Source organism: Streptomyces sp. NPDC020965, from assembly GCF_044333555.1.
In the GTDB taxonomy this organism is placed as follows: Bacteria; Actinomycetota; Actinomycetes; order Streptomycetales; family Streptomycetaceae; genus Streptomyces.
In genome coordinates this window covers 386,159-397,976 of record NZ_JBIRRE010000002.1, presented here as the reverse complement: position 1 = coordinate 397,976, position 11,818 = coordinate 386,159, and the positions used below count along the sequence as shown (strand labels likewise).

The 11,818-nt window shown below is 70.4% G+C and carries 10 protein-coding genes and 2 pseudogenes; 5 read left to right on the top strand and 7 right to left on the bottom strand.

Annotated elements, in window-relative coordinates; translation table 11 throughout:
• Positions 1-82 precede the first annotated feature (82 nt).
• Together ACH4S7_RS08665 and ACH4S7_RS08660 are read left to right on the top strand one after the other, a co-directional pair.
• Positions 83-586 (top strand): hypothetical protein, encoded by a 504-nt coding sequence (locus ACH4S7_RS08665; protein ID WP_398520368.1) that lies wholly within the window; start codon positions 83-85, stop codon positions 584-586.
• Between the two features lie 181 nt (positions 587-767).
• Entirely contained in the window at positions 768-1,484 is a 717-nt protein-coding gene (locus ACH4S7_RS08660) for a TetR family transcriptional regulator (RefSeq protein ID WP_398520367.1), read from the top strand.
• A 28-nt stretch (positions 1,485-1,512) separates the two neighbouring features.
• On the opposite strand, the gene ACH4S7_RS08655 is transcribed toward ACH4S7_RS08660, so the two are convergent.
• From ACH4S7_RS08655 to ACH4S7_RS08645, 3 genes are all read right to left on the bottom strand, one after another.
• Positions 1,513-3,066 carry an ABC transporter substrate-binding protein gene (locus tag ACH4S7_RS08655; protein WP_398520366.1) on the bottom strand — a complete coding sequence of 518 codons (1,554 nt, stop codon included), beginning with the start codon at positions 3,064-3,066 and terminating at the stop codon, positions 1,513-1,515.
• Positions 3,067-3,177: 111 nt separating this feature from the next.
• Entirely contained in the window at positions 3,178-4,452 is a 1,275-nt protein-coding gene (locus ACH4S7_RS08650) for a metallophosphoesterase (RefSeq protein WP_398520365.1), read from the bottom strand.
• An 11-nt stretch (positions 4,453-4,463) separates the two neighbouring features.
• Positions 4,464-4,706, bottom strand: coding sequence for an SCO4848 family membrane protein (locus tag ACH4S7_RS08645; protein WP_398520364.1), 243 nt, complete (start codon positions 4,704-4,706; stop codon positions 4,464-4,466).
• Between ACH4S7_RS08645 and ACH4S7_RS08640 the strand changes: the two genes are divergently transcribed.
• The gene (locus ACH4S7_RS08640; RefSeq protein WP_398520363.1) at positions 4,645-6,171 is read left to right on the top strand and encodes a D-alanyl-D-alanine carboxypeptidase; all 1,527 of its coding nucleotides are present in this window, start codon (positions 4,645-4,647) and stop codon (positions 6,169-6,171) included. The genes ACH4S7_RS08645 and ACH4S7_RS08640 overlap by 62 nt on opposite strands.
• Before the next feature lie 116 nt (positions 6,172-6,287).
• Here ACH4S7_RS08640 and ACH4S7_RS08635 read toward each other — a convergent pair whose 3' ends face one another.
• The 4 genes and pseudogenes from ACH4S7_RS08635 to ACH4S7_RS08620 form a co-directional block, all read right to left on the bottom strand.
• On the bottom strand, positions 6,288-7,229 hold the full coding sequence (locus ACH4S7_RS08635; RefSeq protein ID WP_398520362.1) for a YihY/virulence factor BrkB family protein: 942 nt from the start codon (positions 7,227-7,229) through the stop codon (positions 6,288-6,290).
• Between the two features lie 133 nt (positions 7,230-7,362).
• Complete coding sequence (locus ACH4S7_RS08630) at positions 7,363-8,319, bottom strand: decaprenyl-phosphate phosphoribosyltransferase (protein ID WP_398520361.1); 957 nt, start codon at positions 8,317-8,319, stop codon at positions 7,363-7,365.
• Positions 8,316-8,585: pseudogene (locus tag ACH4S7_RS08625) on the bottom strand (phosphatase PAP2 family protein); the annotation flags it as partial. The pseudogene ACH4S7_RS08625 and the gene ACH4S7_RS08630, both read right to left, overlap by 4 nt.
• A gap of 318 nt (positions 8,586-8,903) precedes the next feature.
• Positions 8,904-9,173 (bottom strand): annotated as a pseudogene (locus tag ACH4S7_RS08620) (phosphatase PAP2 family protein); the annotation flags it as partial.
• A gap of 297 nt (positions 9,174-9,470) precedes the next feature.
• Between ACH4S7_RS08620 and ACH4S7_RS08615 the strand changes: the two are divergent.
• Positions 9,471-10,835, top strand: a complete 1,365-nt coding sequence (locus tag ACH4S7_RS08615) for an FAD-binding protein (protein ID WP_398520710.1) — start codon at positions 9,471-9,473, stop codon at positions 10,833-10,835.
• 153 nt (positions 10,836-10,988) lie between these two features.
• Positions 10,989-11,744: a decaprenylphospho-beta-D-erythro-pentofuranosid-2-ulose 2-reductase gene (locus tag ACH4S7_RS08610; protein WP_398520360.1), complete on the top strand. Its 756-nt coding sequence runs from the start codon at positions 10,989-10,991 to the stop codon at positions 11,742-11,744.
• Positions 11,745-11,818: the final 74 nt, after the last annotated feature.

Here is an 11,818-nt window from a genome sequence, read left to right as displayed (position 1 = left end):
GGTGGCCGAAGCTGGCAGGATCGAGGCAGTATGCAGAGAGTGTCGACACAGACGGCACGGCCGGCGAACGGGGAGCGCGACGATGACCGATCCCAATCCATACAAGGCGGACGGCGAACCGGAGTACCAGTGGGGGCCCTCGCAGCCGTACGGCTACCCGCAGAACGCCCCGGGGTACGGCTACCCGCAGGGAGACCCGGCGTACGCCCAGTCGGGTGGCATGGCAGTGCCCATGGGCGGGGCTCCGCTGGTGGCGATCGGTGACATCACCGTACTGAGCGACTCGATCGTGACCCCGGCCGGCACGATGCCCCTCAAGGGCGCGATCTGGAACGCGACGGACCTGTCCCGTACCGAGGAGAAGATCCCGACGTACGCGATCGTCCTCGCGGTCATCTTCGCCTTCGCCTGTCTGCTGGGGCTGCTCTTCCTGCTGATGAAGGACCGGCAGACCACGGGCTTCATCCAGGTCTCGGTCACCAGCGGGGGCAAGCACCACTCGACGATGATCCCGGCTCAGCAGCCGCACGCCTTCCACCAGGTCATGGGCCAGATCAACTACGCCCGCTCACTGAGCAGCATGTGACAGCGGTCCCGGCCCCCGCGCTTTCCGTCGCGGGGGTTCCGGGATCAGCTCTTCCGGCTGGGCGGTCGGGCGGCCGGACGACAGAGGTGTGACGGGGCACCGCGGGCTGCTCCGGTGGCCGGAACCGGGCCCGCGCCGACGGGTGATCCGGCCATCCGGGTACCGGTTAGGCTCGGTCACCGTGACTGACGCGAAGAACCCGAAGGGCACTCCCAAGAGCGAGCAGACCCGAACGCTCATCCTGGAGACCGCCCTCCGGCTGTTCCAGGAGCGCGGTTACGACAAGACGACGATGCGGGCCATCGCCCAGGAGGCCGGGGTCTCGGTCGGGAACGCGTACTACTACTTCTCCTCCAAGGAACACCTCGTCCAGGGCTTCTACGACCGGATCGCCGCCGACCACCAGGCCGCGGTCCGGCCGGTGCTGGAACGGGAGACCGCGCTGGAGGCCCGGCTCGCGGGTGTGCTGCTGGCCTGGCTGGAGATCGCCGCTCCGTACCATGAATTCGCGGCCCAGTTCTTCAAGAACGCGGCCGATCCGGAGAGCCCCCTCAGCCCCTTCTCGTCCGAGTCCAGGCCGGCCCGGGACGAGGCCATCACGGTCCACCGGGAAGCACTCGCCGGCGCCAAGACCAAGGTCCCGGCCGAACTGGCCTACGGTCTGCCGGAGTTGCTGTGGCTCGCGCAGATGGGCCTCGTCCTCTACTGGGTCTTCGACCGTTCGGACGACCACGAGCGCAGCAGACGACTGGCGAAGCAGGGCGCACGGCTGATCGCGCGGGGCATCGTCCTCGCTCGCTTCCGGGTGCTGCGGCCCCTGATCGGCGATGTGCACGAACTCCTCGTCGACCTGCTGCCGGGCATGGCGCAGACGGTCGCCGGGCGCAAGAAGAGCTGACTCCCCCGCCCGGCGCCCGCTCCGGACTCTAGAGCCGCTCCAGTTCCCAGAGCCGCCAGATCGTGGTGCCGTCCGTCAGGTACTGCGAACCGCCGATGTCCCGGGTGCTCAGGACGTAGTCCTTCTTCTGCCAGAGCGGCACCAGTGGTACGTCCTTGGCGACCTCCCGCTGGATCGCCTTGAAGTCCGGGCTGGCGTGGGAGCGGACGTCCTTCTGCTGCGTACGGGCGATCAGCCGGTCGACGGTATCGCTCCGGTAGCCGTTGTGGAGGGCGGAGTCCTTGCCCACCAGCGGCTGGGTGAAGCTGTCGGGGTCGGGGAAGTCCGGGAGCCAGCTCAGGGTGAAGGCGTCGTACTCACCCTTCGCGTACCCCTGCTGGAACACCGTCCATTCCTTCGCGACGACCGTCACCTGGAACAGTCCGCTCGCCTCCAACTGCCCCTTCAGATTGGCGGCCTCGGCCGCAGCGCCCTTGGCCGCGCGGTGGGCGAGGGTGAAGCGGACCGGGGTCTCGATGTCGGCGTCCTCCAGCAGCTTCCGGGCGCGCGGCACATTGGGTTCCGCGTACTCGTCGAGGAAGGGATTGCTGTGCGCCAGGGTCCCCTTGGGGATCATCGAGTAGAGCGGCTGCACGGTGGAGTGGTAGACGCTCTGCGCGATGTCGCCGCGGTCCACGATCGAGGCGATGGCCGCGCGTACGGGCTGCTCCGCCATGGGCGAGCCGGACCGCAGGTTGAAGACGAGCTGGCGGGACTCGGCGCTCTGCGCCTCGGTCACCTGGAGCTTCGGGCTGCCGAGGTCGAGTTCGGCGATCGTGGCGGCGGGAAGCTGGCGATGGGTGAGGTCGAGCCGCTTGGCCTGCCACTCCGCCGCGAGTTCCTCGGCCGCCTTGAAGTACCGGATCTCGATCGGCTTGCCGGTCTTGTTCAGCGCGCCCTTGTAGGAGGGATTGGGTTCGAGACGGGCGCGCTTCCCGCTCTCGTACTCCTTGAGGACGTACGGGCCCGAGCCGTCGACCTCATTGCCGGCGCGCAGCTTCGCGGCCGGGTAGCGCTCACGGTCGACGATCGCGCCGGCACCGGTGGCGAGCTTCTGCGGGAAGGTCGCGTCACGGGCGCTCAGCCGGAAGGTGATTTCCTGCCCGTCGGCGGTGACGCTCTTGAGCGTTGGAAACAGCGGCGCCGGGCCGACGTCGGCCTTGATGCCGAGCATCCGGTCGAACGAGAACTTCACATCGGCGCCAGTGATCTTGCGCCCGTTGGTGAAGGTCAGATCGTCGCGGAGCCGGCAGGTATAGACCTGGAGGTTCATCCCGGCGAAGGCGCACTCGCGCGCCGCGTCGGGCACCGGCGTGACACCACCGGGTTTGAAAGTGAGCAGCGACTGATAGATGTTGCTGAACATCGCCCAGGAGCCCACGTCGTACGCGCCGGCCGGATCGAGCGACGTGACCGCATCGGTCGTGCCGATGCTGATCGGCCCCTTGGAGGAATCCTTCGACGGCAGCAGTTGCCAGCCGCCGACAGCCGCGGCGAGAACTACCGCGCAGATGACGAGTATGCGCAGACGGATCGACTGCATGAATGACCGTTTCCCTTCACGCCCGCCCCAGTACGTGAGGGCTTCACCTCACCACAGGAAACGCGTTTCGGGCGACGAAATCCAGCCGTTCTCAGATAACTTTTACTTCGACTATGCCTGTCGGGAGGCTAGTTGCACGATCGTGATGTCCGAGGAGGCTCCCACCCGTACGGGAGGGCCCCAGGCGCCGGCGCCCCGGCTGACGTACAACTGCGTGTCTCCGTACCGTTCCACCCCCGCGACGGTGGGGTTCGCCAGTTCCGCGAGGTAGCCGCCGGGCCAGAGCTGGCCGCCGTGGGTGTGGCCGGAGAGCTGGAGATCGACACCGTGGTCGACGGCGTCGTGGATGACGACGGGCTGGTGGGCGAGGAGGACGGCGGCGCGGGCGGGATCCCGGTCCCCGAGGGCCTTGGCGAAATCAGGACCCTGGCCGGTGGCCTCGCCCTCGATGTCGTTGACACCCGCGAGATCGAAATCTCCGCCCGCTATCTCGACCCGCTCGTTCTCCAGGGGGCGCAGACCCAGCTCGCGGACCTGGTCGATCCACTCCTCGACACCGGAGTAGTACTCGTGGTTCCCGGTCACGAAGAAGGACCCGTGCCGGGTCCGGAGCTGGGCGAGGGGTTCGGCGGCCGAACCGAGATCGGCGACGCTGCCGTCGACCATGTCCCCGACGACGGCGACGACATCGGGCTGGGCGGCGTTGATGGAGTCGACGATCCGCTGGGTGTGGCTCCGGCCGAGGATGGGACCGAGGTGGATATCGCTGACGACGGCGATACGGAAGCCGTGGGCGGCGCGCGGGAGCTTGGCGAGGGGAATCGTGACGCGCTTGGTCCGGGGCCCCCGGAGAACGCCGTAGGTGCCGTGTCCGACGGTCCCGAGCGCGGCGGTCGTGGCGGCTCCGCCGACGACGCGTGAGACGAAGAGTCGGCGCGAGACGGGGCGGGGGGTGCTTGCCGTTTCCTTGTCCGCTGCCGTTGTTGTGGCAGTGGCGGTGGCGGTGGTCGCCGCTGTGGCGGTCGGGCCCGTTTCGGACGCATCGGGTACCGGTGACGCGGCGACGGATCGCTTCTCCAGTCGCAGCCACAACCCCCGTACCGCTTCTCCCACCAGCAGCCAGAGCACCAGATAGAGGAGGACCGCCAGCCAGAGATATCCCGGCCACGCCAGCACCTGCTGCAGCCAGAACGGCGCCCCCGCCCGCCCCGACACCAGCGCCCCGACCGACAGCACCGGCAGTACCCAGACCGCCACCGTGCCGATGCGGCGGGCCGCGGCGCCGGGGTGCGTCGTGTCGCGGACCAGCCTCCGCCATACGTACCAGTGCGCGCCGAAAAGCAGCGCGATCACCGCCACGGCCACCAGTAGCGCGACCACGATCACAGACAGCTCCCCTATCCTTCGCGCCGCAGGGCACGAACCCCACGCAACCCGATGACGCCGACGACCGTCCCCAGAAGCAAGGACGTCACGGCGAGCAACAGATGCACCCAGAAGTAACCGGTCGGATCGCCCGCTTCATCGAAGGCGAGTCCGCTGCCGTCCTTCCACAGGTTTTTGACGAAGGTGACCCAGATGACCCAGCTCCACACCCCGAAGGCGAGCAGGAACCAGGAGACGGGGCGGCTGAGCTTCATCCCCCCAGTATCAGGGGCCCCGTCCGGCGGGAGTCCTCGGGGTGGGCTGTCTCGGCGGCCTCACCGGCGAGTCATCAAGCCGATAAACATATTTTCTCTTCTGCCCTGTACTTTCACGTCCGTGTCTGCCTTGAAGAATGCCGCGAAGAAGACCGCGCTGACGGTCACCGCCGCCTCCCTGCTCCCCCTGCTCGCCGTCGCCCCCGCCGTCGCCGAGACCCACGACAACAAGCCGAACGGCAAGGCGCACAGCAAGACCACCGGCACGGCGACTGGCACGGCCACCGGCAAGACGACCGGCACGGCCACCGGCAAGACCACCGGCACGGCCACCGGCACGGCGAAGAACCCGGCAGCGCGGAAGCAGCCGAACCCCCCGGCCGCCATGTCCACGGTCGGCGGCCCCCGGCTGGGCAGGCCGGGCACCCAGGTCGGCCTCGGCGCGGGAGCACCCGTACTCCCCAAGGACGTCAGCGGGCGGTCCTGGATCGTGGCGGACGCGGAGAGCGGTGACGTGCTCGCCTCGCACAACGCCCACTGGCGGCTGCCCCCCGCCTCCACCCTCAAGATGCTCTTCGCGGACGCACTGCTTCCCAAGCTCCCCAAGGCCGCCACCCACAAGGTCACCCAGGCCGAACTGGCCGACGTCGGCGCCGGCAGCAGCCTGGTGGGAGTCAAGGAGGGGTACGCGTACTCAGTCCACGATCTGTGGCTGGGAGTCTTCCTGCGCTCCGGGAACGACGCCGTCCATGTGCTGTCCGCGATGAACGGCGGCATCCCCAAGACCGTCGAGGACATGCAGGCGCACGCGGAGGAGTTGCAGGCCCTCGACACCCAGGTCGTCTCCCCGGACGGCTACGACGCCAGCGGCCAGGTGTCATCCGCGTACGACCTCACGCTGATCGCCCGCAGCGGTATGCAGAAGAAGGACTTCCGCGAGTACTGCTCCACCGTCCGCGCCATGTTCCCCGGCGAGATGAACGGCTCCAAGCGCGAGACGTTCGAGATCCAGAACACCAACCGACTGCTCACCGGGGACTCCGGCATGTCCCCGTACGGCGGAATCGCGGGCGTCAAGAACGGCAACACCACGCACGCCGGAGCGACCTTCACGGGAGTCGCGGAGCGGAACGGCAAGGTGCTGCTGGTCACCGTCATGAATCCGGAGTCCAGCGAGGACCAGGCCGTCTACAAGGAGGCGGGCCGACTCCTCGATTGGGGGTTCGCGGCCTCGGGGAAGGTCACTCCTGTGGGTGAATTGGTGGCGCCGAGGTCGGCGTCCTTGAAGGAGACCGGCGGCGCCGGGCCGGCCAAGAACGACAGCGAGGCGAAGCCGGTCGCCAAGGCCAAGGAGGAGTCGTCCGGGGGCGTCGGTACGGCGCTCGCGGTCATCGGCGGGCTGCTGCTGGTGCTGGCGGCCGGCGTGTTCCTGGTCAACCGCCGCTGGCCGTCACGGCGCGGCTGAGAGCCGGCCCGTCACGGCGCGGCTGAGAGCCGATGGGGGCGGCCGGGGGGCCGGGCGGGGTGCGGAGGCGGTCCCTGAGGGGGCCGGGCGGGGTGCGGAGGCGGCCCCTGAGGGGCTCAGGAAGCCGGCGTGCCGGCGCTCTCCGTCGGCCGCACGGCTCCCGACGCCCCTCCGGCGCCCCCGGTGCCACCCGTGTCCGCCGCGGTACCGCCGTTCCGGGTCGCCGTCCACGCCGCGCAGTACAGCAGCAGCTTCGCGGTGAAGTTGATCCACAGCAGCAGCGCGATCGGCACCCCGAAGGCCCCGTAGACACTCTTCGACGCCACACCCTGCATATAGCCGCTGAGCAGCAGTTTCAGTAGCTCGAAGCCGACCGCGCCGATCAAGCCGGCGATCACCAGCCGGCGGCGCGGCGGCTGCACGCCGGGCAGCAGGGTCAGCAGGTAGAGCAGCAACAGGAAGTCGGCGACGACGGCGATGGCGAGTGCCGCGATCCGCAACAGCACGCCCTCGGCCCCGCCCTCGTCAATACCGAGCCGGTCGGCCACCCAGCCGACCGCGCTGGAGCCGAGCGTGGACGCGGCGAGCGAGGCGAGCGCGGTCACACCGAGACCGAGCAGCACTCCCGCGTCCCTGAGCTTGGTGAGGACCGGGTTGCCCTCGTCCTGGTCGTCCAGCCCCCAGACCGCCCGCAGGCAGTCCCTTATCGAACCGACCCAGCCGATGCCGGTGAGTAGCAGCAGCGCTCCGGCGACCAGTCCGACGGTGCCGGCATTGGCCACCAGGGAGTTGATGTCGAGCTGCTCGGAGATGCCGGGGACCTGTTCGCTGATCTTGTCTTCCAGCGTGGCCAGCCGCTCCTTGCTGAGCAGCGCCGCGCCGATCGCCGCGGCGACCGTGATCAGCGGGAAGAGCGCGAGGAAGCTGAGAAAGGTGATGGCGGCGGCGAGGCGCGTCCAGTGCACGCGTTCCAGCGTTTCGTACGAGTGCCAGGCATGGGTCCGCATGATCCTGGCCATCAGCGGGCCGATGACGGGGAGCTTGGTCAACCAGTCCATGCCGTACGCCTACCCTCCGCATCGAACACCAGCGTCCGGCCGGCCGGATTTGTCACCGGCACCGCGAGTGGCGGGGGTGGGTGGCCACACGCGGGCGGCCCGGGTACCGCGAGCAGCGGGGGCGCCACGGGCGTCACAGGCCCGCGACCGCGAGTCCGTACATCGCGGCCCACACCACCCCGATGACCGCGAGCGCCCGGTCGCGCAGCACCACGTCTTCGGGCGCGCCCGCCGTGCCCCGGTCGGCGAAGACCGCGTACCGCAGCACGGCCAGGATGAAGGCGATCATCGAGAGCTGTCGCCAGGGCAGCAGGGCATGGTCGTCCACCCCGCCGCTCTCCAGGGCCCACAGACAGTAGGCGAGTACGGCGACCCCGGCCGCGAGCTGCCAGACGAAGCGGAGATATCCGGTCGTGTACTCGCTGAGGAGTGCCCGGGTCGCCCCCTTCCCGCCCTCCATCTGCACGGCCTCCGAGTACCGCTTGGCCGCCACCATGAAGAGCGCGCCGAAGCCGGTGGTGATCAGGAACCAGCGCGACAGCGGAATGTCGAGCGCCACCCCGCCGATCATCGCGCGCAGCAGAAACCCGGTGGTCACGACGGCCATGTCGACGACGAGGACGTGTTTGAGCCAGACGCAGTAGGCGAGCTGGATCGAGAGGTACGCGGTGAGCAGCGCGCCGGTCATGGTGTTGCACAGGACGGCGGCCCCGCCGACGGCGACGACGGCGAGGACGGCGCCGGTGGCGTAGGCGGCGGCGACGGGGACCTGGCCGGCCGCGACGGGCCGTCGGCGCTTCACCGGGTGGGCGCGGTCGGCCTCGGCGTCGCGCGCGTCGTTGACGAGATAGACAGCGGCGGCGGCGGCCGTGAACAGGGCGAAGACGAGTGCGAGTTCGGCGGCGTTGCGCGGCGAGCCCAGTTCACCGGCGGCGGCGGGCGCCGCGACCACGAGAAGGTTCTTGATCCATTGGCGGGGGCGGGCGGATCTCAGTAGCCCGAGAGAGAGGTTCCGGCCGCCCCGCAGCGAGGAGCGCCGCGGCTCGGGCCGCTCCGGCCGTTCGAGCAGCGCGGTGCCGCGCTCGGTCATTCCGCTCGCCTCCCGTGACGGTGGGAGCCGGCCGCCCAGTGGCGGCCGAGCCGGGCGGCGAGCCCGCCGAGGACGGCACCCGCCGCGATGTCGGTCGGGTAGTGGACGCCGACGACCAGCCGCGAGACGCACACGGCGGCGGCCAGCGGTGCGACGATCCGCCGGGTCCCGGGGGTCAGCGCGCCGAAGGCGACGGCGGCGGCGGTCGCGGAGGTGGCGTGTGAGCTGGGGAACGAGTAGGGACTGGCGGTCCGGACGAGGGGCGTCCACACCGGTGCGCGGGGGACCCGTGCGGCTCGTCGTACGGCCGGGCCTTGGGCGGCCGGGTCTCGTACGACCGGGCCTCGCGCGGCTGAGTCCCGTACGACCGGGCCTTGCACGGCTGAGTCCCGTACGACCGGGCCTTGCGCGGTCAGGATGACCGGGGCTGCCGGGTCGCTGGAGCCGGCCACCGGAACCCATGCGGCCGGACCTCGTACGGCCGGGACCTGAGCGGACCCGGCCCGAGCGGGCGAGACCTGGGCGGATGCGACTAGGGCAGAGGCGGCCTGGGTGGATGCAGCCAGGGTGGATGCAGCCTGGGGGAACGCGGCGGGCCTCGTCCGCCGCACCACCCTCTTCACCCCCACGCTCACCACATGCGCCCCGCCCACCAGCGCCGTCGCCCGTAGCCACGCCCCGCGCCGCCCACCGTCCACGACGGAGCCCGTGAGCCCCACCGCGATCCAGAGCGCGCCGTGTTCCCCCGCGAAGGAGAGCACCCGCGCCATGGCGGCGATCTCCGGCCGGTCGCCACACCGCCGCAGCGTCACCAGCAGTCGCCTGTCGGCCGCCGCGCAGTCGGAAAATCTCATCCGCCACCCCTTCTCATGAGCCAGGGGCGACTCTTCTGGGCAACAGCCCGACTTTCGGCGACATTCTTTGATGACACTCGTTTAATCACCCATTTCGGCGAGTCCACCAGACACTCCAAAAATGTGGGCATAACCGGCTATACGGTCCGGAGTATGTCTGCCGACCCGCACGCCACCCCCGCCCCGGAACCGGAAGCGGCCCACACCTTCGTCGCAGATCCCCCCGCCCCGGACCCCGCCGCCCCGGAACCGTTCGCCTCCGTCACCGCCCCGGACCCGCTCGCCCCGGACCCGTTCATGTCGGACCCGTTCCTCTCCGACCCATTCGTCTCCGTCACCGGCTGGGGCCGTACCGCGCCGACCACCGCACGGCGGCTCCGCCCCCGTACCCCCGAGGAGGCCGTCACAGCGGTACGGACCTGGGGCGCGCGCGGCGGAATCGCGCGGGGGCTCGGCCGGGCCTACGGTGACGCGGCGCAGAGCGCGGGGGGCACGGTGCTCGATATGACCGCGCTGGACCGTATCCGGCTCGTCGATGCCGAGACGGGCGTCGTGGTCTGTGACGCCGGGGTCAGCCTGCACCGGCTGATGGAGGTGCTGCTCCCGCTCGGCTGGTTCGTACCGGTGACCCCCGGAACCCGTCAGGTCACCGTCGGCGGCGCGCTCGGCGCCGATATCCACGGGAAGAACCACCACGTCAGCGGGGCCTTCTCGCGCCATGTGCACGGTTTCGAACTGCTCACGGCGGACGGCGCGATCCGCAGCGTCCTGCCCGGCACCGAACTCTTCGACGCGACCACCGGTGGCATGGGTCTGACCGGGGTGATCCTCTCGGCGACCGTGCGGCTGCACCGGGTGGAGACCTCGCTGATGTCCGTCGACACGGAGCGGGCCACCGACCTGGACGACCTGCTGGCCCGGCTCGCCACCACCGACCACCGCTACCGGTACTCGGTCGCCTGGATCGACCTCCTGGCCCGGGGCCGCGCGCTGGGGCGCGCGGTCCTCACCCGGGGCGAGCACGCCCCGCTGGACGCGCTGCCCGCGCGCGCCCGGCGCGCGCCGCTCGCTTTCCGCCCCGCGCAGTTGCCCGCCCCGCCCGCCTTCGTACCGACGGGTCTGCTGTCCCGCGCGACGGTCGGGCTCTTCAACGAGTTCTGGTACCGCCGCGCTCCCCGCTCCCGCACGGGTGAACTGCGGAGACTGTCGGGCTTCTTCCATCCGCTGGACGGGGTGCCGCACTGGAACCGGGTCTACGGCCGGGCCGGATTCCTCCAGTACCAATTCGTGGTCGGCCACGGCCAGGAAGAGACACTGCGCCGGATCGTGCGGCGCATCGCGCGGCGCGGCTGTCCCTCCTTCCTCGCGGTCCTCAAGCGTTTCGGCGAGGGGGACCCCGGATGGCTGTCGTTCCCGATGCCGGGGTGGACGCTGGCCCTGGACATCCCGGTCGGACTCTCCGGGCTCGGAGCCTTCCTCGACGAACTGGACGACGAGGTCGCGGCGGCGGGCGGCCGGATCTACCTGGCCAAGGACTCCCGGCTGCGGCCGGATCTGCTCGCCGCGATGTACCCCCGACTCGCCGACTTCCGTGCCCTGCGGGCCCGTATCGACCCGACGGGGGTCTTCACCTCCGACCTCTCCCGCCGCCTCGACCTCTGACACCGCCTTGGTCTCTGACACCGCTTTGGCCTCTGGCACCGCTTTGGACTCTGGCACCGCTTTGGTCTCTGGGGTCACAGCAATCCCCGGGGCCGGCGCAGCCTCTGGGGCCCTCCCATCCGAAACATCCATGAAGGACATGAAGGAGCAGTCGTGAAGGACGCCTTCGGCACCCCCCAGTCCCTGCTCGTCCTCGGCGGCACGTCGGAGATCGGACTGGCCGTCGCACGACGGCTGATCGCCCGTCGGGCCCGTACGGTCTGGCTGGCCGGCCGCCCCTCCGCCGACCTCGAATCCGCCGCGAACGGGCTGCGCGCGCTCGGCGCCGACGTCCGCACGGTGACCTTCGACGCCCTCGACCCCGATCGCCACGAGGAGACGCTGGGCAAGCTCTTCGCGGAGGGGGACATCGACATGGTGCTGCTCGCCTTCGGCGTCCTCGGCGACCAGGCCAACGACGAGGCCGACCCCCCGGCCGCCGTCCGGGTCGCCCAGACCAACTACACCGGCGCAGTGTCGGCGGGCCTGATCTGCGCGGCGGCGCTCCAGAGCCAGGGACACGGCTCGCTGGTGGTGCTCTCGTCGGTGGCCGGTGAACGCGCCCGGCGCACCAACTTCATCTACGGCTCAAGCAAGGCCGGTCTCGACGCCTTCACCCAGGGGCTGGGGGACGCCCTGTACGGGACCGGGGTGCACGTCATGGTCGTACGGCCCGGATTCGTCCGTACGAGGATGACGGCCGGGCGGCCCGACGTGCCCCTCGCCACCACGCCGGAGGCGGTCGCCACGGCCGTGGAACTGGGTCTGCGGCGCGGGTCGGAGACGGTATGGGTACCCGGCACCCTGCGGGTGGTGATGGCGGCACTGCGGCATCTGCCGCGCCCGCTGTTCCGCAGACTGCCGGTCTGAGGAGCGACGGCGGCAGCCGCTTCACACGGAGAGAGCGTCCGCTCCCCTCCGGGAACGACAATCTGTCTTCGTGC